The sequence below is a fragment of the Acinetobacter sp. ME22 genome (genome assembly GCF_022012315.1).
Classification (GTDB): domain Bacteria; phylum Pseudomonadota; class Gammaproteobacteria; order Pseudomonadales; family Moraxellaceae; genus Acinetobacter; species Acinetobacter brisouii_A.
Genome location: NZ_JAKLTL010000014.1, coordinates 42,356 through 66,641, shown reverse-complemented (window position 1 = coordinate 66,641; position 24,286 = coordinate 42,356). Strand labels below are relative to the sequence as shown.

Below are 24,286 nucleotides of genomic sequence, written 5' to 3'. Positions count from 1 at the left end.
TCTACGTTTTGCGATCCGTGAAGGTGGTCGTACTGTAGGTGCTGGTGTTGTTGCGAAAGTAACTGCATAATCACTGAAAAGTAAAAAAACGCTCCTCTGGAGCGTTTTTTTATACCTATGTTTATGAGTTGCGTATAATTTGAAAAAAATGGACAGGTTTTCTGAGAATGATACGTTTAATGCAATCTGCTGATATTGAACATGTTTACCAAATTGAAGCAGCAGTGCAAAGCCATCCTTGGACTGAAAAACAGTTTCGAGAAGCACAAGAAAATTATCAATGTACAGTTATGGAAAAGTCTGGACAGGTTGTTGGTTTCTGTATTTTACAACCTGTGCTTGATGAAGCAAATTTATTGCTAATGGCGATTGACCCGAAAATGCAGGGACAAGGCTTAGGGTATCAGTTGCTAGAACAGTCGATGGATTTGTTAAAAAATCATCCTGTTCAGATTTTTCTAGAAGTTCGTGAAAGTAATATTGCTGCTATCAAATTGTATGAAAAATCAGGCTTTCATCAGATTGATATTCGTAAAAATTATTATCCACTTGCTGAGGGTGGACGAGAACATGCCATCATCATGGTGAAGAGCTGTAGTGATGATTTTGCAGCATTATTTTCTACTTAATCATGTTGTTCCATTCTGATGATAATGTTGTCATGAGGGATGTTCCAAGGTGATCAATTTCTTGCTCGCTTAATGCACGATTTAAACGTCGCCATTGCCCATCAATCAGAACTTCAAAAGGAATATACTGGGATTTGTAATTCATTTTTTTTGAATGGGGAACCCAGTAGCCCAAATAAACGTAATCTAGCCCAAGTGCTTTGGCATATTCAATTTGTTTGAGAATAGCAAAAACACCAAGAGATCGACGATACTCATCGGGTTCAAAAAATGTATATACTGCCGATAAGCCATCATCAAGCATATCGCAAGTAGAAACGCTGAGTAGTTTTTGGTCTTTCCAGAGTTCTAAGAAGAAGCTATCAGTGCAGCTATGCATTAAAAATTTATCAAATTGATCAATGCTAGGTGGAAACATGTCTCCATCATGATGTCTGAGATTGATATAACGCTCATACAAATCATAATGAATTGATGTCGCATTCTCTGTACGGATAATCCGTAAATGGAGGTCTTGATTGCGTTTCCATGCCTTTTTTTGAGCACTACTCATTTCAAAGTGATTGACTGGAATACGGCAGGATAAGCATTGTCGACATAAATGACATTCAGGACGATAGACAAAATCACCACTACGTCGAAAGCCTGAACGGGATAACTCAGAAAGTGTGACAACATCGATACGCTGGGCGGGATCTAAAAATACCATGCGTGCTGATTTATGATCCAGATAACTACAGTCATGTGGAGGGGTAATATAATATTGTAGTTCGTTTAAAGGTGACTTCGGATGGTATGAATTCATATCAAGCGTCCCTCCTGAACATGCTTATTTCTTTAATAATTGTTGATTTAACGCAACCTCTTTAGATGAAAATACACTGTCTTGATAGCTTTTCCAATCAATACTAGGTCGTTTTATAACATCTTGTAACGATTTTAGATAATCTTCTCGTGAAATGGTACTCGCACCTAGGCTCATCAGATGATCATTGACCAATTGGCAGTCAATCCACGGTAAATTTTGTTCACGACCAATGAGAATCAAAGTAAAAAATGCCATTTTGGAGACATCAGTCGCTTTGCTAAACATCGATTCACCAAAACAGCCATGCCCAATGTGTAAGCCATAAAGACCACCCACTAATTTTTCCTGATCTGCCCACACTTCTATGCTGTAACCATAACCGAGTGTAAACATTTGGCAGTAGCTTTGAATAATATCTTCACTAATCCAAGTGTCATCGGCATATTGACGGGGTAGAGCGCAACGTCGAATCACTTGCTCAAAAGCATGATTAATCGTGATTTTATAATCATGCTTTTTCATGGTACGAAGTAAGGATTTACTTGGATGATAGTCTTGTGGGCGAATGATGCAGCGAGGCTCTGGACTCCACCAACAAATAGGTTCACCTTCATTAAACCATGGAAATAGTCCATGACTGTAGGCTTCAAATAAAGTGGCAGGTTTAAGATCTCCACCAATGCAGATCAAACCATGACCATCTGGATCATGCTGAATCGGATTTGGAAAAATATACTCAGAATCTGGAAGTTGAGGCATTGTTGTGTCAATAAATCACTAGAACTTAGTTGAAACGCTGACATAAAAAAAGCCGTATGGCTACGGCTTTTTTAGATATCTTGGTATTAAGCCAAATTATCGAGATATTTCTCAGCATCAAGTGCAGCCATACAGCCTGAACCTGCAGAGGTAATCGCTTGGCGATAAACGCTATCAGCAACATCACCCGCAGCAAATACGCCTTCAACAGATGTTGCAGTTGCATTGCCCGCTGTGCCACTTTGTACCTGAATATAGCCATTACGCAGTTGTAATTGACCTTCAAACATGGTGGTATTTGGTTTGTGTCCAATCGCAATAAACAAACCTTGGATATCAATTTGTTGAGTTGAATCGTCTTGGGTTGATTTTAGGCGGACACCTGTTACCCCTGTTTTATCACCTAAAACTTCATCGACTTGGTGATTCCACACAATTGAAATTTTGCCTTCTTTTTCTTTTTCAAAAAGATGATCTTGCAAAATTTTCTCTGAGCGAAGGCTGTCACGGCGGTGAACCAAAGTGACATGCGCAGCAATATTAGATAAATAAAGTGCTTCTTCAACTGCGGTATTACCACCACCAACCACCATTACGTGTTGATTTTTATAGAAGAAACCATCACAAGTTGCGCAAGCACTGACGCCTTGACCCATAAATTTCTGTTCAGATTCAAGACCTAAGTATTGTGCGGTAGCACCTGTTGCTAAAATCAGGGCATCACAGGTGTATTCTTCCATATCACCTTTCAATACAAATGGGCGTACATTTAAGTCCACTTCATTGATATGGTCATACACAAGTTCTGTACCAAAACGTTCAGCATGCGCTTGCATACGTTCCATCAGTACAGGGCCTGTTAAGCCTTCAGGATCGCCCGGCCAGTTATCAACTTCTGTTGTCGTTGTCAGTTGCCCACCCAGCTGTAAGCCTGCAATCAAGGTTGGTTTTAAGTTTGCACGAGCGGCATAAACTGCTGCACTATAACCAGCAGGTCCAGAACCTAAAATAATTAATCGCGAATGGCGAGCTGTCATTGCAGATTTCCTTTTATAATTAAAAAACTGAAAAAATTATACGTGAAAGCAGGGTAATTGTGTGTTCGATCAATGTCGATAATATTGATCATCTAAATCGATTTGAGCTATATAGAATGCTACAAACATGCAGCATTCTGTTGCACCTTTTTTTGCTAAACAAGTGCATAATATAAATATTTATGAATTGAAAAACAGTTTCTTGCTGATTTTCAACTGGCTATAGTTTTTCAGATACAGGACAGTATATGACTGCGGTGTCGAGTGTTTATGCACAGCGCTTAATTATTACCTTATTTTTGGTATCATTTGGGATTTACCTGTTCTTGGCAACAGTCACTTATACGCCATTTGATCCAGGCTGGATGCATATTTCAAGCGATACCCAACAGGTGTCTAATGCGAGCGGCGTTGCAGGGGCGTGGATTGCAGATTTACTTTTTGGTTTCTTGGGTTGGGCAAGTTTATTGCTGCCGATTTTCTTATTTTTAGAAGCAATACAAGTTTGGTGGCCACATAGTTTTCTGAATCGACCTTTCCGTTATGCTGCACAGTTCTTTATGCTGTTGACTACTGCAAGCCTATTGTTCTTATTTTGGCAAGTTCCAAGCGATGCTTTAGATAACTCCTCTGGAGGCATTATTGGCTACGAGTTAGGTGAAAGTTTATCGCAATTAGTGACTGTATATGGTGCAAGTGCATTTTTGATGATTCTATGGGGTATTTTGTTTACCTTTGCATTTGGTGTGCGTTGGAATCGAACATGGGCAACTCTAAAAGCAACACCGAAGTATCTTGAAGATTTGTTTTATCGTAATGTCCCTGAGAGTGAAGCGGATTATGATTTGACCACCAAGTCGCCTGCACAAGCGACAGTCACCAAAAAAATTATTGCCCAAGCACCAGCGAGTGATGTTGAAGAGAAGCCAGTTCTAACAGCACAAAATTTAACGGTTGATCCTGCTGCTGAGCGTTTATTGGACGCGTTAGCAATACAAGATCAGTCCAAATCTGAAATACCTGTATTGTCTGAAAAAGATTTTGAAAAAACCTTAGCAAAGGCACATGACCTGACTCAGCCCAAAGATCGAGTTGTACCCACAGGTGAGGTTTGGCGTGCTTTAGAGCTAGACAAAAATGAACAGCAACAGCAAGAGATTGATGCATTATTGCAAGCTGCTGAGGAAGAACAGACAGCGAAAACAGCAAAACAGCATTTTCAACACGTTGTCCAATCTACAGAATCATCATCAAAAGTAGACTGGAACAATGACCAAACCTTTGATGATTTGTTGCAAAAAACAGGAGAAGCTGCCTCTGTAGATAGCACGGTACAGCATTTACTAGAACATGATGAAACGGCAGATATTGAAAAATTATTGGCAATGGATGCCAACACACCTGAACCAACACCCCAGTCACGTCGTGCAGAAAGTTATGCACAGTCTTCTGCATTTGTAAAAGCAGAGATCAAAACAACATTAGAAACACAACCTAATTTATCAAAAGAAGAATTTATTGAGGCTTGGCAGGAAACAGCGGGAAAGCCTCAACCAGAAGATGAATTTGATTTTGATGCGCCACTGACCGATACGGCGGGTCGACCAATGTCACGCGCTATGCAGGTTGCAGAAAAGCGTAAACATCTTTCTCCACTTCCGAGTGAAGACTTGCTTGATCGGATAGATCCCAATAAGAAAATTAACTTTACCGCTGAGCAGTTAGCGCGCTTATCTGAGCTATTGGAAATTAAATTACAAGAATTTAATGTCAAAGCGAAAGTGATTGAGGCGCAACCTGGCCCTGTGGTGACGCGTTTTGAGCTTGACTTGGCACCTGGAGTCAAAGCTTCTAAAGTGACCAATATTTCCCGTGATTTGGCGCGCTCTATGTCAATGGCATCAGTACGTGTTGTGGAAGTCATTCCTGGTAAGCCATATATCGGCATTGAAGTGCCGAATAGTGCCCGCGAAATGGTGCGTTTAATTGAATTGTTAGACACACCAACTTATCGTGACCCGAATGGTTTAATTAGCATGGCGATGGGTAAGGATATTTCGGGGAATCCTGTTCTAACCGATCTCGCTAAAGCACCGCATATGTTGGTTGCAGGAACGACAGGTTCGGGTAAATCTGTTGCAGTGAACTCGATGATTTTGTCGATGTTGCTCAAATATAAGCCTGAACAACTGCGCTTGATTTTGATTGATCCAAAACAACTTGAACTTGCCAACTATAACGATATTCCCCATTTGTTGACACCTGTGGTGACCGACATGAAAGATGCAGTCAGCGCATTGAATTGGTGTGTCAATGAAATGGAACGCCGCTATAAGCTGATGTCTTTCCTTAAAATTCGTAAAATTACCGATTACAACCGCAAGGTTGAAGAGGCATTAGAACGTGGGGAAGACCTGATTGATCCAACATGGAAGCCAACTGACTCTGCAACCCAAGAACGAGCACCGCGTTTGCAACCTTTGCCAATGATTGTGATTGTGGCAGATGAGTTTGCAGACATGATCATGCAAGTTGGTAAAAAAGCTGAAGAAATGATTACCCGTCTGGCACAAAAATCACGTGCAGCAGGGATTCACTTATTGCTTGCGACACAGCGTCCATCGGTCGATGTGATTACAGGTTTGATTAAAGCCAACATTCCAACCCGTGTTGCTTTGCGTGTGAACTCAAAAATTGACTCTCGTACCATCTTGGATGCTGGTGGTGCAGAAGATCTATTGGGTCATGGTGACATGCTGTTTCTAGGGCCTGGTAAGATTGAACCTGAGCGTGTGCATGGGGCTTTCATTAGTGATGATGAAGTGAACCGTATTTGTGATGCTTGGCGTGAACGCGGTTCTCCAAATTATGTTGATGAAATTCTGACCCCTTACGATGAAGAACCAACCAATCGTGGTTTTGAAGAGGGAGATGCTAGCCCAGATCGTGATGTACTGTATGATCAAGCAGTTGCATTTGTCTTGGAAACACGTAAGGCATCAACATCCTCTTTGCAACGTAAGTTTAGTCTAGGTTATAACCGTGCGGCTCGCTTGATTGATACCATGGAAGAAAATGGAATTGTCAGTGCAATGGGGCCAAATGGAAAACGTGATATTTTGGTTTAAGTGAATATGAAAAAACCTAGCGAAATCGCTAGGTTTTTTTCAATTAGTCTTCTGACACCGTCAAAAGATGTTCTTTAAACTGCGGATTTGGAATTAAAACAATTTGCTCATCGACTCTCTGTGTAAGCTTTTGGTTCTTATTCGGATAGTCCAACTTAGATAAGAAATAGCGAATACAGTTCAGGCGTGCGCGTTTTTTGTCATCTGATTTAATAATCGTCCAAGGTGCGTCACCCGTATGTGTATGGAAAAACATGTGATTTTTCGCATCGGTATAATCATCCCAACGATCGAGAGATTGAATATCAATCGGTGACAATTTCCAGTGTTTCAGTGGATCATCACGACGAGAAATAAAACGACGTAATTGTTCTTCACGACTCACCGAAAACCAAAATTTGAATAGATGAATGCCACTGTTGACCAACATACGTTCTAATTCGGGTGTTTGGCGCATGAATTGTAAATAATCTTGCGGCTCACAAAAGCCCATAACACGCTCTACACCTGCACGGTTGTACCAAGAGCGGTCAAAAAATACCATTTCACCTTTTGTTGGCAGATGTTCGATATAACGCTGAAAGTACCATTGTCCTGCTTCGGTAATGGTTGGCTTTTCTAGGGCAACCACGCGTGCGCCACGTGGGTTGAGGTGCTCCATAAAGCGTTTAATGGTACCCCCTTTACCTGCAGCATCACGTCCTTCAAATAAACAAACAATACGTTGTCCTGTATCTTTAACCCAAGACTGAACTTTTAATAGCTCAATTTGTAGCAGCTTCTTTTCTGCCTCATAAGCTTTACGTGATAAACGGGTGCGATAAGGGTAACTTTCAGGTAACTCAGCAGAATTAGAGTCTTCAGCAGATACGGTACCTCGATACTCAAGAACAGCTTTGGAAAACACGGGCAAATCCTGAATTAAGTCTTGATCTGTTGTAGAAACATCTTCATTGGGTTGGAGTTGATGGGCTGAGCTCATAGTTAGACTCTATTGTTGTTTGTTGTAATAAAAGCATGAGTTTAGCGTATTATTTTTGATGGTTGCAAATCAAGATATCGATAAAGCCAAGCCTGTTTGCTGATTAATCCAAGTGGCTAACTGTTGCAAAGCCGTTCTTACTTGAGCTGTGAGTGGATGACCTGCATTGATGCGAATATAGTGATGATATTTATTATCCTCACCAAAAATACTGCCTGGCACGATACTAATACTTTGACTTAAGGCAAATTGATAAAGCTCAAAGCCACTTAAATTTTGAGGGAGCTTTAACCAAAGTGCATATCCTCCTTGTGGTGTCTGTAACTCTACAGATAATTTGGCAAAAATTTCTGTAATGCACTGGACATAGTCCTGAACTTGTGACCATAACTTAGGGTGTAACTGGTTTAAATGGCGACGATATCCACCACTAAAAATAAAATCTGCCAAACCTAATTGTAGAGGTGTATTGACAATAATATTATGTGCTAAAAGTTGGGATCTGAGATGTTGTAGTGCTTTGGGTAAACATAACCAGCCCACCCGATAGGCGCTTGAAAGGCTTTTAGAAACCGACCCGACCCAAATCACATAGCCTGCCTGATCCCAGTGTTTAATCGGTAAGGGGCGTTGTAATTCATATCCACATTCGCCATAAATATCATCTTCAATCATAAAACACTGATATTTTTCAGCCAATGCCGCAATCTGTGCCTTTTCTTGATGGGTTAGACAATAGCCAAGAGGATTTTGATAATTTGCAGTGAGTAGGCAGGCTTTGGCTTGACCTGTCTTTAAAACCTGCTCCAAGCGTTCTAAATCAATTCCTTGGTGATGTGCAGGAATTTCGATGACTTTGCGATTAAGATTCGCTAAAAGCTGCAATTGTCCATTAAATGTAGGTGTGGGTAAAATAATGCTATCGCCTATCTGAGTCAACGATTGAATAATGAGCATTAATGCCGCCATACAGCCATTGGTAATAAAAATATCATCGTAGGCAATATGAATAGCATCTTCAGACCAGTGATCAACAAGTGCCTGCCGTAAACGAGGATGTCCCTGTCGATCACAATATAGAAAATCTTCAGGGTGGCTATGTTTTAAACTGCGTTGAATAGAGCGACGTAATGCTTCAATTGGAATGAGAGGGCTACCGAGTTGAATCGCTCCGAGATGGATCATTTGCGCTTGACTAGAAGCATCTTGAATTTGATTGTGTAGGTCAAGGCTTGAGATCTCGCGGCTAATCGATGGAAAGTCAATATAGTCTGTATGTGTGGTTTTAAGAGAGATGTGAGGCGCTTGTACAAAAAAGCCAGATTTTGCTTTTACATATACATGTCCTTGTGCTTCAAGCAACTCATAACAGGCTTGAGCAGTGCTTAAGCTAATCTGTTGTTGCTTTGCAAAACTTCGTAATGAAGGCAACTTGCAATGTGGACTGAGTTCACCAGTCAGAATTTTATGCCGAATTTGGCTGGCGATTTCCTGATAACGAAAATGCATATCTGTACTGCTTTTTTATAAAAAATTGTATCTGTATACCTTAACAGAATCTTCCTATGATGCATGAATAATTTGCTAATTATGGGGATCAAGGTAATGAAAAGATTAATATTGGTTTTAGTCTGTTTGAGTATAGTGGGATGTACACAATCTAAATTGCGCAATGTTGCAGTATGTCAAAAAATGGCTGAAGGGTATTTAGATAGTCAGGCTGTAGGAACATATTATCTTGTGACAACGCAGCAGAAAGAACAAGGTGTGCGTTTATTTTATCGTTTGCAGCAGAGCTATAAGATAACTCAAACTGAACCACGAGTCTTTCAGTGTATTGAGCAACCACAGGGGACATTTTTAAATATGATCCAAGATGGGGTGGCAAGAACGCTGATGATTCTGCCGAAATCTGTAAAATAGCCTGCATCATGCAGGCTATTTTTATGGATCTTGGTTAGGCAAATTTTGCCAGTACAGCAAGAAATTCAGCAGAATGACGAGGGAACTGAGCAATTACCTCGTGGATGCGTTGACCTTGAGGGTTGGTTGCATTGATATCGCGACCATCTGCAACAAACTGAGTCAATAAGCGCTCAAAATCGTGAGGACGCATGTGTTTATATGCATTGTACAGTACATGAAAATCAGCACTTGTACCTTCTGGAGGTAAATGATTCAAGTAGGCAAACACACGCTCATCTGACCATTCTTCATTGAAAGTTGCTGGCTGTGAAAATGCCATAGCTCACTCCTCGAGATTCAAAATAAAAGGCAAAATAATGAGGATTATTTTGCCCTGAATTGTTGTATTTAGCTAATCAGAATTGAAATTAACGATCTTCAGGTAAATTGATATTCATCTCAAGCATTTCAATATTGGCTTCTGAACGTACTTGCATTTGAATATGCTGTTCGTCAACACCGCGAACATAGCGGCTGACAACTTCCATAATTTCTTTTTTCATCTGATCAATTTTATCTTGGCTTAGACGACGTCCCAAACCTTGTTCAGATGCAACAATGACTTTGAGTCGATCTTTTGCCATTTGAGCACTTGGCAATTTATCTTCATTGCCAAATAGTTTGCTCCAAAATCCTGCCATGATTATGCTCCAAACAAACGTGCCAACCAGCCTTTAGGTTTCACCGTAATATGGCGATAAGGACGGTCTTCACCAAGGAAGCGGGCAACAAGATCATCATAAGCTTGTCCAGCATGGGATTCTGTATACAAAATGACAGGTTTACCTTCGTTGGACGCCTGTAACACACTTGGGCATTCAGGAATTACGCCCAAAGTTGGAATACGTAAAATATCTTTGGAAATGTCATCAATCGTCAGCATTTCTTGGCGATCAGCACGTTCTGGGTTGAAGCGTGTAATACACAAGTGTTTACGAATACGCCCTTCGTTATGCTCAACTTTTTTGGTTTTGCTGTCTAGCATTCCAATGATACGATCAGAGTCACGGACTGAAGAAATTTCAGGGTTGGTGACAATAATGGCTTCATCTGCATGGTACATCGCTAAGATTGCCCCACGCTCAATTCCCGCAGGAGAATCACAAATAATATAATCAAACTCTTGCGCGAGTTCATTCATCACGCGTTCAACACCATCATCACTTAAAGCGTCTTTATCGCGGGTTTGTGATGCAGGTAAAATATATAAGTTTTCAATGTCTTTATCGCGAATTAAGGCTTGTTGTAGACGAGCTTCATGATTGATGACATTAACAAAGTCATAAACAACACGGCGTTCGCAACCCATGATAAGGTCTAAGTTACGTAAACCGACATCAAAGTCGATAACCACAGTTTTGTGACCACGTAAGGCTAAGCCTGTTGCAAATGATGCGCTTGTGGTAGTTTTACCTACACCGCCTTTGCCTGATGTTACGACAACAATTTTGGCCACCGAATCCACTCCTGTTATGGTCATTTGCAATTAAGATAAAATCTTCAATAATAAAATAAGGTCAATCATACCTTAGATTTCTAAAGCCTCGAACACAAGTTCTTGGCGATCATTTAAATAAATGTGTACTGCTTTTTTTGCAACGTCAGCGGGAATGTCGTCCGCGACACAATAAGTCCCTGCAATCGATACCAATTCGGCATTTAAGCACTGACAAAAAATACGTGCTGTTGTATCACCACTTGCTCCAGCAATCATGCGTCCCTGTGTTGTGCCAAATACATAAATATTGCCTGAAGCAATGACTTCAGAGCCGCTATTCATGCTGGCATTGAGAATCACGTCACCATGTTCTTGGATTAAGCACTGACCTGTACGCAACATTTCATTATGATATGAAGTCACGTGATTTACAGCGTTTGATTTTTGTTTACTGTTGTCGCTATTTTGATCTTTATCGTCGTTTTGTTCAATCACTTGTTCATGGGTTGGCTTGATTCTTTGTAACGGGCGATCAGAGGGCAGAACAGGAAATTGGATACTGCGCGCTTCATCCGCAAGTAAGCCATCAATCACAGCCATGGGCTGTAAATCTAAGCTAATCAGCAGTTGGATTAATTCAATCAGTTCTTGCTCAACGGTGCTATCTAAAATAACAGTTGCACCATGAGAACCTGTATCTTCAAGCATTTGGCTAAGTTGTTGGCGAATAGCATCGTGATCATTTGTATCGAAGGTTAATCGGGTAAAATTAACCATTCTGCCGGTAATGCGTATATCAGCCATGATATTTCCTTAGAGGGCTTTTGACCAAATAAGTAATAAGTCAAAGTATTGTTGTAAATAGCTCAAATCCTAGATCAATTTGTTGTAATTCTCTAGCATTAGACACAAAAAAGCATGAATATTTATCGATGAAAATCGGTTCTATGCGTCAGGCTGTTTATTTTGGTCAGCGGCAATCAAAATATTCTGCCATTGTTTGATTTTGACTTGTTTACGAATCGCAGCAAGGCTTTCATATACCGAAGATTCAACCAGTTGCTCAAGTTTGGCATTGTTTAAATCGACTTGACTGATCTTTTTGGCAATTTGTGCATACGTTTGTGCTGAAGCGGGTGTTGCCCACGGTTCAATTAAGCCCTGAGTAATGTTTTCACCCAAGCGTTTACCAATACTTTGGATTTGATCTTCAAGGCGGCTACCAATAATTGGAAATAAACGTAAAAGCTGATGCAACTCAGGGGTGTTGATGATCGCCTGTTCTACGACAGTACCAACCTGTTGTGCTAATTGTTGTTGTTGCTTCTGTAATTCGTTCGCCAGATTTTCTTGTAGCAGTTCTACTAAAGTGTCAGCAAAGAGTTGACGATGATGATCGACCAGATCATGAATGATCTTTTTATGTGTGGAGCTGGTATCAAGTTCATAGCGAATACCATCAATTACAGTAATGACAACTCGATCTGAGAGTTCTTCCATGACGACTTGATAATAAAATTTTGCAGTTTTTCGCCATGATTCGGGAATGATTTCATAACCTAATTCATGTAGGCGATAGGCAATAATCCCTGCGCGAAATAAACGGAGAAAACGTAAAGCAGGAATAATTGCTAAAACTTCATACCAATGAATAAAAGGGAAAAAAAACCAACGTTGATGGTGTCTTTGTAGAATCGCAATCGACCAGCGAAGTGCTAATTCCAGTATTAAAAAGCAAATAAACCACCCCTCGGTTTTATCAACCCAAGGGTGGAGATGGTCTTTATAAAAATGCAGCAGGTTCATTAACTGCAAATGATCACTCAGCCAAATGGCAAAGTTGCTCATCAAGATGGCATTGGCACTCAAGCAAAATAAATTAAAAACAATAATGAACATCATAAAAATGTCATAGCCTAAATAAATTTTCCATTGCAATGAGTTATGGTCAATTGCTTGAAATTTAGGTGCTCGTTTTGAATTTTTTTGCATAGCCAATGCTCTTATCTTTTACAGTGAAGCTTTGGCTTTAAGTTCGCTAATTAGCTGATCTTTTTCTTGCCAAATTTGCGTAAGCCATTGATGAAACTTAGAGCGATATTCTCGGTCATCTTCATAATTTCCTGCCAGTACCCATTCAGGAATTTCAATCTTGCGCAGATGCACCGTAATTCGTGGTACTTCTCCAAGCCAAAACTCTCCATAGCCAGGAACACCATCAGGGTAAACAATCGTCATATCGACTAAAGCATCGACCTTTTTGCCCAAGATATTGATTGCAAGGGCTAAACCACCTGCTTTAGGTTTGAGTAAATGCTGATAAGGTGACTTCTGTTGTGCGTGTTTCTCAGGAGTAAAACGCGTACCTTCGACATAATTGAGTAGGGTAAAAGGCTGGCTGAGCAGCTGTTCACATGACTTGCGAGCTTCTAACATATCATGATGTTTCAGTTCAGGATTTTTAGCGATCTGTGAGCGGCTATGTCGCTTCATCATGGGGAATCCCAAGATTTTGAACGCCTGCCCAACAAAAGGAATAAAGATCAGTTCCCATTTAGTAAAAAAACGGGTTAAAGGCATACGTGTTAAGCCAAAATATTGATTAACAGTCGTGTCCACCCAGCTTTGATGATTACAAATCATGAGATAACGACCTTGTAAATCAAGCTTTAAGTCATCCTCAATCTGAATATTCCACTCGGTATTAGGAAGCACATGATCAATCAACCAGTTGTTGACAGCTAACCAGCGATTGGTAATTTGAATATTCGTCTCATCAACTTTACGGGATTGCTTGAAGAATTTGGTTAAGCCGAGTGCCAATACAGGTGGGCCATGTAAAAAAGTGCTGCCCGTAATGACAGAACCAACAGTCATTCCACGTGTAATTTTTTTAAATAAACTTTGTTTGACTCGATGAGAGGTCATAAAAATTCCTAGCCGAAATCTAGCGTAATAAAGATAACTATCGGTCTAAAGAGAGTCAAAATAAATCTTGCAAATTGTATGATCTATGTAGAAAAACACGTTATGACATACACAAAGCTGGGTGAATTACAATCAAACTGTTAAAAACCCCACGATTTTTAACAAAAAATTAATGTTTTACCAAACATTATTATTTCATAATTTTTTATATAGTAAATAAACACAACAAGGAGTCATGCAATGCGTGCATTGGTTATTTCATCAGTGATTGGGGCTTTGGCATTATCAGGCTGTCAAAGTATGAACACTGGTACAGGTACTGGCGGTATCCGTGATTATGACAAAACAGCAATTGGTGCAGGTTTGGGTGCACTAGCAGGTTATGGTCTATCTCGCTCTAACGCAAACTCAAGTGCACAAAATAATCGTGCAGCTGCAATTGGTGCCATTGTTGGTGCGGCAGGTGGTTTGTATCTTGATAAGAAAGAGCAGAAACTTCGTCAACAAATGGCAGGAACAGGTGTCGAAGTTAACCGTAACTCAGATGGTTCAGTAGGTCTGGTAATGCCAGGTAATATTACCTTTGCGACCAATTCTGCGACGATTTCACCAAGTTTTTATACAACGCTGAATAAAGTTGCACAAACTTTGACAGAAGATAATAAGAGTGCAATTTTGGTGACAGGTTATACCGATAGCACAGGGAATGATTCAATTAATATCCCATTGTCTCAAAATCGTGCGAACAGTGTAGCGCGTTATTTGATTCAAAAAGGTGTGCCATCAAGCCGTGTCAATGCTGAAGGTCAAGGTTCTGCAAACCCAATTGCATCGAACTCGACAGAAGCAGGTAAACAGCAAAACCGTCGTGTTGAAATCAGTATTTACGAAGCAAAATAAGTCATTGCTTCCAATAAAAAAACCACCTTCAGGTGGTTTTTTTATTGGCTACACATTATTGATGGAGTGTAGCATCTGGGCTTATTAAAGCTTTGCCTTGAATAAGTGCATCAACAGCTGCAGAGTTTAATTCAAGTTGTAGCTGAGATTGTTCAGAGTTAATTTGATAGTTGTTAATCAACTTCTGATCACCAGTTAAGGTTTCGACTTGATATTCATCTGCAATATTTAAAATGCCTTCTAAATTAATCGTTGTTGCAGCGCTATCCCCTTGAAAAATTTGCTCTAGTTGTTCAAAAGAAATATTGAGTTGAGACATATTTTGCTGCTTTGACTGGGTTTCAATAAAGCGAACGAGCAATTGTGCGAATAAGAAATAATTGGGTTTGTGTGAAAAATCGAGATTCATGATGTCTCCTAGTTTTTGATTTAATTGATATTTCAGTATTTGTAAATTTATAACGTAGAACAAAGCATAGTTATGTTATGTCTTGATGATATTTCATGTCACTTTTATAAATAAAATCAAGAGTCAACTTTTAGAATACTGCGTCATGGTGTGCTTCTTGTAAATATGACATGAGATGTTATGATGTGAACCAAGAGATGATTGTAAAAAGAAGCAAAGCATTTGTTACAAAATACATTACCTTGATTTAAGCAGATCACTTCTTAATGGAGAATCATTCTTATTTTTTCTGAAGAAATTCAGTAGGATTTTTTTTCGCTATTTGGGGCATGATTCTATTTTTTTAAAGCTCAATTTTGCAAAAAATACCAAAAAAAGAGCAATAATTGAAAAAAAAGTTATTTTTTATAAAACTAATAGTATTAATCAATAAGTATGGATTACCACAGTTTTAGCAGTTTTTTGGTGTAAAAACCATACAGAGTATTATCCCAAAGACTAGCGAGATTAGCCTAGCAACCGAAATCATAAATCAGGTACAATTAGAGTGTTTAATTTTGTGTTTGGTGTATTTTTAGGCCAATACATACATTCTTTTGTTAAAATTAGGCCTGCCAGGAGTTATCCCCGCATGAGTGCCATTACTCCATACGATTGGGCAACCATTGCCTTCGTGATCGGCGTTACATTCCTTTGCGTCTTTATGCTTACAGTTCCGTTACTCCTAGGAGGTAAGTCATGGGGTCGTGCAAAACAAGAGCAGTTTGAGTCAGGTATTGTTGGTGCAGGCGGTGCCCGCATTCGCTTATCTGCAAAATTCTATCTTGTCGCTATCTTCTTTGTCATTTTTGATATCGAAGCACTTTATCTTTATGCATGGTCTGGTGCTGTGCGTGAAGTAGGTTGGTTCGGTTTCTCAACGGCAACAGTCTTTATTGTCGACTTGTTAATTGGTTTGGTTTATGCACTTTCTGTAGGTGCATTGAACTGGTCGCCATTTGACCGTCGCAAAGCGGCAGGCATATTACCAAAAATTGGCTCTCCAAATATGGATATCGCAGAGATCACACGCTTCAATTCAATTGATGAGCTTGTAACCGATCCTACGGGTCAAGTTCCGGCTCAGTCTCGAGTCAAAAAGACCACAGTAACTTCTGACAAGGAGTAATACGGGATGAAATATACATTAACCCGTGCCAATCCACAGGCTGACCAGTACCCGCTTCAAGAGCGTCAAATTGTGACCGATCCTCTTCAGGAAGAAGTCAATAAAAACGTATTTATGACGCGTCTGGAAGATGTGATGCACAATGTGGTCAACTGGGGTCGTAAGAACTCAGTTTGGCCATTTAACTTTGGTACTTCTTGCTGCTACGTTGAGTATGCAACAACCTTAACGGGTGTGCATGACTTGTCACGTTTTGGTGCCGAAGTTATTCGTGCTTCACCTCGTCAAGCCGACTTAATGATTGTGGCTGGGACTTGCTTCGTGAAGATGGCACCTGTTATTCAACGTTTGTATGAACAAATGCTTGAACCGAAATGGGTCATCTCTATGGGTGCTTGTGCCAACTCTGGTGGTATGTACGACATTTACTCGGTTGTGCAAGGTGTCGACAAGATTATTCCTGTAGATGTTTACATTCCAGGTTGTCCACCACGCCCAGAAGCATTAATCCAAGCATTGATGTTATTACAAGACCAAATTCAGTTAGAGCGCCGTCCGTTATCTGCAGTAATTGGTGATGATCTTAAGCCTGTTTATAAGCCAAAGATGATGCCAGAACGTGATCGTAAAAATGCAGAACGTATTGCAGTGAAAAACTTACGCTCTATGGATGAGATTAAATAATTTTAACGATGGATTGATTGTCACCCGCTTATGGGTGATTTGTCGTTAGGGTTACAAAGAATTTGTATTAAAAAGGAAGCCAAGCCAATGGCTGAAACTGAAATTGCTATGCCAGAAGAGTCAACACAGGTTGATTCGCGCCCAGCATTTGCAATTGTAGAAGAGCTGAAAACCAAATTCGGTGAAAACTTCTACGTGCAACCGACTTGTGAAGATTTTCCAACGGTCTGGGTTGAGCGTGCGCGCGTGCAAGAAGTCTTAATGTTCTTGCGTACCGTATCACGCCCATACGTGATGCTGTTTGACCTTTCTGCGGTTGATGAACGTTTACGTCAACACCGTGAAGGATTACCTGCATCAGATTTCACTGTTTTTTATCATTTGCTATCGCTAGAGCGTAATGCCGATATTCGTGTCAAAGTCGCTTTAAACGAGAGTGATCTGAATATTCCAACCGCAACCAATATTTGGCCAAATGCGAACTGGTACGAACGTGAAGCTTATGACATGTTCGGCATCAAGTTTGATGGTCACCCAATGTTGCGCCGTATCTTGTTGCCGACCTACTGGGAAGGGCATCCGTTACGTAAAGAATATTCTGCACGTGCAACCGAATATACGCCTTATATGCAAAACAAGGCGAAACAGGATTTCGAACAAGAACACTTGCGTTTTGTACCTGAAGATTGGGGTCTAAAACGTGGTAACAAGGACGAGGACTTCATGTTCTTGAACTTGGGTCCTAACCATCCATCTGCGCATGGTGCTTTCCGTGTGATTTTGCAGCTTGATGGCGAAGAAGTGAAAGACTGTGTACCTGATATCGGTTATCACCACCGTGGTGTGGAAAAGATGGCTGAGCGTCAAACATGGCACTCATTTATTCCGTACACTGACCGTGTAGACTACTTGGGTGGTTGTGCGCAAAACATGCCTTATGTGATGGGTGTGGAACAACTTGCAGGAATCAAAGTTCCTGATCGTGCACAGTGTATCCGTGTCATGATGTCGGAATTATTCCGTATCAACAACCACTTGCTTTACATCGGTACAGCAATTCAGGATACAGGTGGTATGACCCCAGTATTCTATATGTTTGCTGACCGTCAAAAAATTTATGATGCGATTGAAGCCATTACTGGTTTCCGTATGCACCCAGCTTGGTTCCGTATTGGCGGTACTGCGCATGACCTTCCAAACAACTGGCAACATCTGATTCGTGAAATCCTCGACTGGATGCCGAAGCGTTTGGACGAATACCATAAAGCAGCCTTGAAAAACTCTGTATTTATTGGTCGTACCCGTAATGTTGCTCAATACGATGCAAAATCTGCATTGGCTTGGGGGGTAACAGGTACAGGTCTGCGTGCAACAGGGATTGACTTTGATGTTCGTAAATACCGCCCATATAGCGGTTATGAAAATTACGACTTTGAAGTACCTGTTGAATATGAAGGCGATGCTTACGCACGTGTAATGGTTCACTTCCATGAAATTCGTGAATCATTGAAAATCGTGAAGCAATGTCTAGACAACATGCCATCTGGTCCATACAAAGCGGATCATCCATTGGCTGTTCCACCACCAAAAGACAAAACATTACAAGACATTGAAACCTTGATTACGCACTTCTTGAGCGTTTCTTGGGGTCCTGTGATGCCTGCAGGTGAAGCATCTGTCATGGCTGAAGTGGTGAAAGGTGCAAGTAACTACTACTTGACGTCTGACAAAGCCACCATGAGTTATCGTACGCGTATTCGTACACCAACCTTTACTCACTTGCAGCAAATTCCTGCGGTGATTAACGGCAGCTTGGTGTCTGACTTAATCATTTACTTGGCAACCATTGATGTGGTTATGGCTGACGTGGATCGCTAAGAGGCAACGCATTATGATGATTTTGACTGACAAAAAGCCACGTGTGAATGTTGAAGGAATTTTGACTGCGGACGAAATTCACGAGATTGAACATCACATTGGTCATTATCCATACCCACGCGCAGCATCACTAGATGCTTTAAAGTGCGTACAACGCCGTAATGGTTGGGTGGATGATGCGCAATTAAATGCAATTGCTCAGCTACTCACAATCAGCGTTGCTGATTTAGAAGGTGTAGCGACATTCTATAACCGTATCTATCGTCAACCTGTAGGTCGCCATGTCATTTTACTTTGTGACTCGATTGCATGTTTCTTGATGGGTGCTGAAACGCTTGCTGAAGCATTCCAGCGTGAACTCGGCATTCAGTTTGGACAAACTACGGCAGATGACCGTTTTACTTTATTGCCGATTTGTTGCCTAGGTAACTGCGATAAAGGTCCAACCTTGATGATTGATGAAGATACTCATGGATTGGTTGAAGTGACTTCAATCAAACAGTTATTGGAGAAGTATGTATGAATACTGAACCAAAACCAATTTATGGCGACGGTAACCCAGAAACGCATCCATTGACTTGGCGCTTAAGCAAACAAGAACATGTGCGTAATGCGGATGACTACGAAGCGCTTGAAGGTTATGCAGGCTTTAAAAAAGCGATTACCATGCCACCGAAAGATGTGCTGGAAGTCATTAAAGCAGCGACTGTCAAAGGGCGTGGTGGTGCAGGTTTCCCAGCAGGGATTAAATGGTCATTGATGGCACCCAATGATGGTGGTCCTCGTTACCTGATCTGTAATGCCGATGAGATGGAACCAGGTACGTTTAAAGACCGTCTGTTGATGGAAAAACTGCCTCATCAGTTGATCGAAGGCATGCTGATTGCAGCATATACTTTGGAAGCGACTCAAGGTTATATCTTTATTCGTGGCGAATACATCGAAGCTGCGCAATACCTGAACGAAGCCTTAGAACAAGTTCGTGCCAAAGGTTATTTGGGTGACAACATTCTAGATACAGGCTGGAATTTCGAGCTGTATGTGCACACTGGTGCAGGACGTTATATCTGCGGTGAAGAAACTGCATTGATTAACTCTCTAGAAGGTCGCCGTGCGAATCCTCGTACTAAACCACCATTCCCGCAAGTTGCAGGTGCTTGGGGTCGTCCAACGATTGTCAACAACGTTGAGACTTACAACAATTTACCAGCAATTTTATTGCGTGGCCCAGAATGGTACATCGGTTTATCAGCAGGCAAGTCGAAAGATCCTGGTACGAAAATCTATGGTGCATCTGGTAAGGTGACTTTCCCAGGTCTTTGGGAATTGCCATTTGGTACTACTGCACGTGAAGTGATTGAAGACCATGCTGGCGGTATGCGTGATGGTCTGAAACTGAAAGCATGGCTACCAGGTGGTGCATCGACTGACTTCTTGGCAGCAGAGCATATCGATCTTCCAATGGATGCTGAAAGCATCATGAAAGCAGGTTCACGTTTAGGAACATGTTTGCTGATGGTGGTCGATGAAACTCAATGTATGGTTTCAGCAACACGTAACCTAGAAGAATTCTTTGCGCGTGAATCATGTGGCTGGTGTACGCCTTGCCGTGATGGTTTACCTTGGGCAGTGAAAGCGCTTAAAGCACTTGAGAATGGTGAAGGCAAGAAAGAAGATATCGATCACTTACAAGAACTGACTCGTAAGCTTTGGATTGGTAAAACATTCTGTGCTCACGCACCAGGTGCGATGGAACCATTGATGGGCGCACTCAAACATTTCCGTGGCGAATTTGAAGCGAAAGTTGTAAATGCTGCCGCTCAAAATCGTGACGTTGCACAAGCTTAAGGGAATTCGACTATGGCTACTATTCATGTCGATGGAAAACAGTATGAAGTCAATGGCTCAGAGAACTTGCTGCAAGCATGTTTGTCTCTCGGTATTGATATTCCATATTTTTGCTGGCATCCATCCTTAGGTTCTGTTGGTTCTTGCCGTCAATGTGCAGTAACTCAGTATGCAAATCCTGAGGATACACGCGGACGTCTTGTGATGTCTTGTATGACGCCTGCTTCTGACAATACCTATATTTCAATCGAAGACAAAGAAGCGGTGAATTTCCGTGAGTCTGTGGTTGAATTCTTAATGACCAACCACCCACACGACTGTCCAGTCTGTGAAGAAGGTGGTCACTGTCATTTACAAGATATGACTGTGATGACTGGTCACGACCGTCGTCGCTACCGTTTCACCAAGCGTACGCACTACAACCAAGAATTGGGTTCGTTTATTGCTCATGAAATGAACCGTTGTATCGCGTGCTACCGCTGTGTTCGTTACTATAAAGACTATGCGGGTGGTACGGACTTTGGTGTTTATGCCAATGCATCACGTGTGTATTTCGGTCGTCCAGAATCAGGGACTTTGGAATCTGAATTCTCTGGTAACTTGACTGAAGTCTGCCCGACAGGTGTATTTACCGATAAAACTCACTCAGCACGTTATAACCGTAAGTGGGACATGCAGTATGCGCCTAGCGTATGCCAAGGCTGTTCTTCTGGCTGTAACATCTCTCCAGGTGAGCGTTATGGTGAATTACGTCGTGTAGAAAACCGTTTCAACGGTGATGTGAACCAATACTTCTTGTGTGACAAAGGTCGTTTCGGTACAGGTTATGTCAACCGTGAAGATCGTCCTCGTCAGCCACAATTACGCAATCAAGCTGAAGTCACTACAGTTTCAGTAGATCAAGCACTTGATACTGTGATTGCTAAATTGCAAGGTAAAAAAGTCTTGGGTATCGGTTCTCCACGTGCCAGCCTTGAATCTAACTACGCACTTCGCGAGTTGGTTGGTCAAGACAGCTATTCAACAGGGATGACGCAAAAAGAGCAGTCATTGGTTGAACTTGCTGCATCGATCATGCAAACCGAAGGCATTTATAACCCAACTTTACGTGAAGTTGAAAGTTATGATGCGGTGCTGATTTTAGGTGAAGACTTAACGCAAACTGCGCCTCGTATGGCATTGTCTGTTCGCCAAGCTGCGAAAAACAAAGCGAAACAAATGGCAGCAGATCGCCGTACGCCAGACTGGTTAGCTGAACCTGTTGCACGTATTGGTCAAGATGAAAAATCGCCGATTTATATCTTGGCAGCAACACAAACCCGTTTAGCTGATGTTGCGACAGGTGAAGTGGTTGCTTCTCCAAATGATATCGCACGTCTAGGCTTTGCCGTTGCAGCAGCAGCGAAAGGTGAAACTGTTCTTGGTCTAGATGACGATGCCAAAGCATTTGCGCAAACCATTGCAGATACACTAAAAGCAGCGAAAAAACCATTGGTGATTGCAGGTACAAGCCTACAAGATCCAGCGATTATGGAAGCTGCAGCACAGTTGACTCAGAACTTGGGTGCAACAGCAGGTTTAACTTTAGTTGTTCCTGAAGTGAACTCAATGGGTCTTGCACTGTTTGGTGGTTTAAGCCTAGAGCAAGCCTTTGCACAAGACTATGACACTGTAGTGATCGTTGAAAATGATCTGTTCCGTCGTCTACCTGCAACTCAAGTTCAGGCAGCTTTGGCGAAAGCGCAAGATGTGATTGTGCTTGATCACAGCGAAACTGAAACTGTGAAAGCAGCGAACATTGTATTGTCAGCAGCAAGCTTTGCTGAAGGTGATGGTACAGTGGTGAGCCAAGAAGGTCGTGCACAACGTTTCTATCAAGTTTACGATCCAAGCTACTACAAACCAGAATACGCGATTAAAGAATCATGGCGCTGGTTACATGCAATTGAAACGGGTCTACGCGGTAAAGCGATTGACTGGACATTGCTAGATGACGTGATTGAATCTGTCGTGAAAAATGTTCCTGTTCTTGAAGCAATTCAAGATGTTGCACCAGATGCAGGTTATCGTGTTCATGGCTTGAAAATTGCGCGTGAACCACGTCGTTACTCTGGTCGTACAGCATTGCGTGCACCGATTTCTGTGCATGAACCAAAACAGCCTGTTGACGTTGACTCAGCATTAACATTCTCAATGGAAGGTTATGTTGGTCCACAAAATTCAGCATCATTGGTTCCATTTGCATGGGCACCAGGTTGGAACTCTCCACAGTCTTGGAACAAATACCAAGATGAAGTGGGTGGTCATTTGAAAGGCGGTGACGCAGGTATTCGTTTATTTGATCGTTTACCAAAACGTCCAGCACGTAGCTATGTTGCACCTTCGGTCGTTCTGGTCAATCCAGACAGCTTCCGTTTGGTTCCAATGCATCATATTTTTGCTTCAGGCGAATTCACCATTAAAACACCTGCAATGGAATCACGTATTCCGAATGCGGTGTTTGCAGTGGGTGAACAAGATGCATCTCGTTTAAATGTTCAAGATGGTCAAAAAATTACCGTAAAAGCAGGGGAAACCAGCATTAGCTTACCTGTGCAAGTGATTGAATACTTGCCAACAGGCTATATTGGTTATCCGATTGGTTTAGCGCCAACCGTATCTTTGGCTGAACCTGTTGCTGTGTCGGTAGGAGTGTAATCATGCACGAAAATTTACGCGCTCTACCTGTATGGGCAACAGATTGGCCAATCGCCTATATGGTGGTGCAAGCGATTCTGATTTTATTGGTCGTTGTCATTTGTGCAGCGCTGATGTCTTTTGTTGAACGTCGTCTTTTAGGTTTGTGGCAAGACCGTTACGGTCCAAACCGTGTAGGTCCTTTTGGTTCGCTCCAAATCGTTGCCGACATGCTTAAAATCATGTTCAAAGAAGACTGGACACCAAAATTTGCAGACAAATTGACTTTCCGTTTAGCACCTGCTGTCGCAATGGCGACAGCTGTGCTGTCTTACATGGTAATTCCTGTTAGCCCATTTATGGGTGTCGCAGACATGAGCATCGGCTTATTGTTCTTTATGGCAATGGCAGGTATTGCGGTGTATGCCGTGTTATTTGGTGGTTGGTCTTCTAACAACAAATATGCCTTACTTGGTGCGCTACGTTCTTCTGCACAAACCATTTCTTATGAAGTGTTCTTGGGCATTTCCTTGATGGGTGTTGTGGCGATTGCGGGTTCATTCAACATGCGTGAGATTGTTGAATCTCAACGTGATATGTGGAATGTCATTCCTCAATTCATCGGCTTTATGGTGTTCGTGGTTGCAGGTGTTGCAGTGACTCACCGTCATCCATTTGACCAACCAGAAGCAGAGCAAGAATTGTCAGAAGGTTACCATGTTGAATACGGCGGTATGAAATGGGGGATGTTCTTCGTTGCTGAATACGTGAACATCATTTTGATTTCATCATTGATCGTGACGTTATTCTTCGGTGGATGGCTTGCACCATTTAACTTGGATATTCCATTTATTCCGGCAGGTTTTTGGTTTATTGCTAAAACTGCGTTCTTTGTCATGATGTTTATTTTGGCGCGTGGTGCATTAATTCGTCCACGTTATGACCAAGTCATGAACTTTGGATGGAAAGTCTGCTTGCCATTGGCATTAGTTAACTTACTCGTAACGGGTGCTGTCATTCTCATGAAGCATGCGGGCTAAGACAGCAGG

Annotated in this window: 23 protein-coding genes and 1 pseudogene; 12 read left to right on the top strand and 12 right to left on the bottom strand. The window is 41.6% G+C overall.

From position 1 onward, the window contains the following. Positions 1-70: pseudogene (locus tag LVY74_RS15375) on the top strand (hypothetical protein); the annotation flags it as partial. A 97-nt stretch (positions 71-167) separates the two neighbouring features. Beyond that, positions 168-629, top strand: a complete 462-nt coding sequence (gene rimI, locus LVY74_RS15370) for a ribosomal protein S18-alanine N-acetyltransferase (RefSeq protein WP_237815788.1) — start codon at positions 168-170, stop codon at positions 627-629. On the opposite strand, the gene LVY74_RS15365 is transcribed toward rimI, so the two are convergent. The 3 genes from LVY74_RS15365 to trxB form a co-directional block, all read right to left on the bottom strand. Further along, complete coding sequence (locus LVY74_RS15365) at positions 622-1,434, bottom strand: arginyltransferase (RefSeq protein WP_237815787.1); 813 nt, start codon at positions 1,432-1,434, stop codon at positions 622-624. The two genes, rimI and LVY74_RS15365, sit on opposite strands and share 8 nt — an antisense overlap. A gap of 24 nt (positions 1,435-1,458) precedes the next feature. Next, positions 1,459-2,196, bottom strand: coding sequence for a leucyl/phenylalanyl-tRNA--protein transferase (gene aat / locus LVY74_RS15360; RefSeq protein WP_237815786.1), 738 nt, complete (start codon positions 2,194-2,196; stop codon positions 1,459-1,461). 86 nt (positions 2,197-2,282) lie between these two features. Then, the gene (gene trxB, locus LVY74_RS15355) at positions 2,283-3,233 is read right to left on the bottom strand and encodes a thioredoxin-disulfide reductase (RefSeq protein WP_151709780.1); all 951 of its coding nucleotides are present in this window, start codon (positions 3,231-3,233) and stop codon (positions 2,283-2,285) included. Positions 3,234-3,481: 248 nt separating this feature from the next. On the opposite strand from trxB, the gene LVY74_RS15350 reads away from it, so the two are divergent. After that, entirely contained in the window at positions 3,482-6,361 is a 2,880-nt protein-coding gene (locus LVY74_RS15350) for a DNA translocase FtsK (protein WP_237815785.1), read from the top strand. Between the two features lie 43 nt (positions 6,362-6,404). Here LVY74_RS15350 and ppk2 read toward each other — a convergent pair whose 3' ends face one another. Further along, the gene (ppk2, locus tag LVY74_RS15345; RefSeq protein WP_237815784.1) at positions 6,405-7,343 is read right to left on the bottom strand and encodes a polyphosphate kinase 2; all 939 of its coding nucleotides are present in this window, start codon (positions 7,341-7,343) and stop codon (positions 6,405-6,407) included. Positions 7,344-7,412: 69 nt separating this feature from the next. Continuing rightward, complete coding sequence (locus LVY74_RS15340) at positions 7,413-8,852, bottom strand: aminotransferase-like domain-containing protein (RefSeq protein ID WP_237815783.1); 1,440 nt, start codon at positions 8,850-8,852, stop codon at positions 7,413-7,415. A gap of 96 nt (positions 8,853-8,948) precedes the next feature. On the opposite strand from LVY74_RS15340, the gene LVY74_RS15335 reads away from it, so the two are divergent. After that, on the top strand, positions 8,949-9,266 hold the full coding sequence (locus tag LVY74_RS15335) for a hypothetical protein (protein WP_151777634.1): 318 nt from the start codon (positions 8,949-8,951) through the stop codon (positions 9,264-9,266). Positions 9,267-9,300: 34 nt separating this feature from the next. Here LVY74_RS15335 and LVY74_RS15330 read toward each other — a convergent pair whose 3' ends face one another. From LVY74_RS15330 to LVY74_RS15305, 6 genes are all read right to left on the bottom strand, one after another. Beyond that, entirely contained in the window at positions 9,301-9,588 is a 288-nt protein-coding gene (locus LVY74_RS15330; RefSeq protein ID WP_151709775.1) for a PA4642 family protein, read from the bottom strand. Between the two features lie 88 nt (positions 9,589-9,676). Beyond that, positions 9,677-9,949, bottom strand: coding sequence for a cell division topological specificity factor MinE (gene minE / locus LVY74_RS15325; protein WP_151709774.1), 273 nt, complete (start codon positions 9,947-9,949; stop codon positions 9,677-9,679). Between the two features lie 2 nt (positions 9,950-9,951). Further along, positions 9,952-10,764 (bottom strand): septum site-determining protein MinD, encoded by an 813-nt coding sequence (gene minD, locus LVY74_RS15320; RefSeq protein ID WP_237815782.1) that lies wholly within the window; start codon positions 10,762-10,764, stop codon positions 9,952-9,954. Between the two features lie 72 nt (positions 10,765-10,836). Next, positions 10,837-11,550, bottom strand: coding sequence for a septum site-determining protein MinC (gene minC / locus LVY74_RS15315; RefSeq protein ID WP_237815781.1), 714 nt, complete (start codon positions 11,548-11,550; stop codon positions 10,837-10,839). 141 nt (positions 11,551-11,691) lie between these two features. Beyond that, positions 11,692-12,738: a preprotein translocase subunit SecA gene (locus tag LVY74_RS15310; RefSeq protein ID WP_237815780.1), complete on the bottom strand. Its 1,047-nt coding sequence runs from the start codon at positions 12,736-12,738 to the stop codon at positions 11,692-11,694. 18 nt (positions 12,739-12,756) lie between these two features. Beyond that, positions 12,757-13,674, bottom strand: coding sequence for an acyltransferase (locus tag LVY74_RS15305; protein WP_237815779.1), 918 nt, complete (start codon positions 13,672-13,674; stop codon positions 12,757-12,759). 240 nt (positions 13,675-13,914) lie between these two features. On the opposite strand from LVY74_RS15305, the gene LVY74_RS15300 reads away from it, so the two are divergent. Further along, positions 13,915-14,574 carry an OmpA family protein gene (locus LVY74_RS15300; RefSeq protein WP_237815778.1) on the top strand — a complete coding sequence of 220 codons (660 nt, stop codon included), beginning with the start codon at positions 13,915-13,917 and terminating at the stop codon, positions 14,572-14,574. Positions 14,575-14,629: 55 nt separating this feature from the next. Here the strand turns inward: LVY74_RS15300 and LVY74_RS15295 are convergent, their stop codons facing one another. Beyond that, complete coding sequence (locus tag LVY74_RS15295) at positions 14,630-14,983, bottom strand: hypothetical protein (RefSeq protein ID WP_151777620.1); 354 nt, start codon at positions 14,981-14,983, stop codon at positions 14,630-14,632. 631 nt (positions 14,984-15,614) lie between these two features. On the opposite strand from LVY74_RS15295, the gene ndhC reads away from it, so the two are divergent. From ndhC to nuoH, 7 genes are all read left to right on the top strand, one after another. After that, positions 15,615-16,151, top strand: coding sequence for an NADH-quinone oxidoreductase subunit A (ndhC, locus tag LVY74_RS15290; protein WP_151709767.1), 537 nt, complete (start codon positions 15,615-15,617; stop codon positions 16,149-16,151). A gap of 6 nt (positions 16,152-16,157) precedes the next feature. Continuing rightward, positions 16,158-16,835 (top strand): NuoB/complex I 20 kDa subunit family protein, encoded by a 678-nt coding sequence (locus tag LVY74_RS15285; protein ID WP_004750650.1) that lies wholly within the window; start codon positions 16,158-16,160, stop codon positions 16,833-16,835. An 87-nt stretch (positions 16,836-16,922) separates the two neighbouring features. Then, positions 16,923-18,713, top strand: a complete 1,791-nt coding sequence (nuoC, locus tag LVY74_RS15280; protein WP_111895663.1) for an NADH-quinone oxidoreductase subunit C/D — start codon at positions 16,923-16,925, stop codon at positions 18,711-18,713. A 13-nt stretch (positions 18,714-18,726) separates the two neighbouring features. Continuing rightward, positions 18,727-19,236 carry an NADH-quinone oxidoreductase subunit NuoE gene (gene nuoE / locus LVY74_RS15275; protein ID WP_111895662.1) on the top strand — a complete coding sequence of 170 codons (510 nt, stop codon included), beginning with the start codon at positions 18,727-18,729 and terminating at the stop codon, positions 19,234-19,236. After that, on the top strand, positions 19,233-20,561 hold the full coding sequence (nuoF, locus tag LVY74_RS15270; RefSeq protein ID WP_237815777.1) for an NADH-quinone oxidoreductase subunit NuoF: 1,329 nt from the start codon (positions 19,233-19,235) through the stop codon (positions 20,559-20,561). The genes nuoE and nuoF overlap by 4 nt, the downstream gene beginning before the upstream one ends. A 12-nt stretch (positions 20,562-20,573) precedes the next feature. Next, entirely contained in the window at positions 20,574-23,258 is a 2,685-nt protein-coding gene (gene nuoG, locus LVY74_RS15265) for an NADH-quinone oxidoreductase subunit NuoG (RefSeq protein WP_237815776.1), read from the top strand. Positions 23,259-23,260: 2 nt separating this feature from the next. Beyond that, a complete protein-coding gene (nuoH, locus tag LVY74_RS15260; protein ID WP_151709763.1) occupies positions 23,261-24,277 on the top strand; it encodes an NADH-quinone oxidoreductase subunit NuoH in 1,017 nt (338 codons plus the stop codon). Positions 24,278-24,286: the final 9 nt, after the last annotated feature.

What these genes read in the sequence shown, in the direction of transcription:
- rimI (WP_237815788.1), top strand. Translation starts at nt 168, where the DNA reads ATGATACGTTTAATGCAATCTGCTGATATTGAACATGTTTACCAAATT.
- LVY74_RS15365 (WP_237815787.1), bottom strand. Translation starts at nt 1,434, where the DNA reads ATGAATTCATACCATCCGAAGTCACCTTTAAACGAACTACAATATTAT.
- aat (WP_237815786.1), bottom strand. Translation starts at nt 2,196, where the DNA reads ATGCCTCAACTTCCAGATTCTGAGTATATTTTTCCAAATCCGATTCAG.
- trxB (WP_151709780.1), bottom strand. Translation starts at nt 3,233, where the DNA reads ATGACAGCTCGCCATTCGCGATTAATTATTTTAGGTTCTGGACCTGCT.
- LVY74_RS15350 (WP_237815785.1), top strand. Translation starts at nt 3,482, where the DNA reads ATGACTGCGGTGTCGAGTGTTTATGCACAGCGCTTAATTATTACCTTA.
- ppk2 (WP_237815784.1), bottom strand. Translation starts at nt 7,343, where the DNA reads ATGAGCTCAGCCCATCAACTCCAACCCAATGAAGATGTTTCTACAACA.
- LVY74_RS15340 (WP_237815783.1), bottom strand. Translation starts at nt 8,852, where the DNA reads ATGCATTTTCGTTATCAGGAAATCGCCAGCCAAATTCGGCATAAAATT.
- LVY74_RS15335 (WP_151777634.1), top strand. Translation starts at nt 8,949, where the DNA reads ATGAAAAGATTAATATTGGTTTTAGTCTGTTTGAGTATAGTGGGATGT.
- LVY74_RS15330 (WP_151709775.1), bottom strand. Translation starts at nt 9,588, where the DNA reads ATGGCATTTTCACAGCCAGCAACTTTCAATGAAGAATGGTCAGATGAG.
- minE (WP_151709774.1), bottom strand. Translation starts at nt 9,949, where the DNA reads ATGGCAGGATTTTGGAGCAAACTATTTGGCAATGAAGATAAATTGCCA.
- minC (WP_237815781.1), bottom strand. Translation starts at nt 11,550, where the DNA reads ATGGCTGATATACGCATTACCGGCAGAATGGTTAATTTTACCCGATTA.
- LVY74_RS15310 (WP_237815780.1), bottom strand. Translation starts at nt 12,738, where the DNA reads ATGCAAAAAAATTCAAAACGAGCACCTAAATTTCAAGCAATTGACCAT.
- LVY74_RS15305 (WP_237815779.1), bottom strand. Translation starts at nt 13,674, where the DNA reads ATGACCTCTCATCGAGTCAAACAAAGTTTATTTAAAAAAATTACACGT.
- LVY74_RS15300 (WP_237815778.1), top strand. Translation starts at nt 13,915, where the DNA reads ATGCGTGCATTGGTTATTTCATCAGTGATTGGGGCTTTGGCATTATCA.
- LVY74_RS15295 (WP_151777620.1), bottom strand. Translation starts at nt 14,983, where the DNA reads ATGAATCTCGATTTTTCACACAAACCCAATTATTTCTTATTCGCACAA.
- ndhC (WP_151709767.1), top strand. Translation starts at nt 15,615, where the DNA reads ATGAGTGCCATTACTCCATACGATTGGGCAACCATTGCCTTCGTGATC.
- LVY74_RS15285 (WP_004750650.1), top strand. Translation starts at nt 16,158, where the DNA reads ATGAAATATACATTAACCCGTGCCAATCCACAGGCTGACCAGTACCCG.
- nuoC (WP_111895663.1), top strand. Translation starts at nt 16,923, where the DNA reads ATGGCTGAAACTGAAATTGCTATGCCAGAAGAGTCAACACAGGTTGAT.
- nuoE (WP_111895662.1), top strand. Translation starts at nt 18,727, where the DNA reads ATGATGATTTTGACTGACAAAAAGCCACGTGTGAATGTTGAAGGAATT.
- nuoF (WP_237815777.1), top strand. Translation starts at nt 19,233, where the DNA reads ATGAATACTGAACCAAAACCAATTTATGGCGACGGTAACCCAGAAACG.
- nuoG (WP_237815776.1), top strand. Translation starts at nt 20,574, where the DNA reads ATGGCTACTATTCATGTCGATGGAAAACAGTATGAAGTCAATGGCTCA.
- nuoH (WP_151709763.1), top strand. Translation starts at nt 23,261, where the DNA reads ATGCACGAAAATTTACGCGCTCTACCTGTATGGGCAACAGATTGGCCA.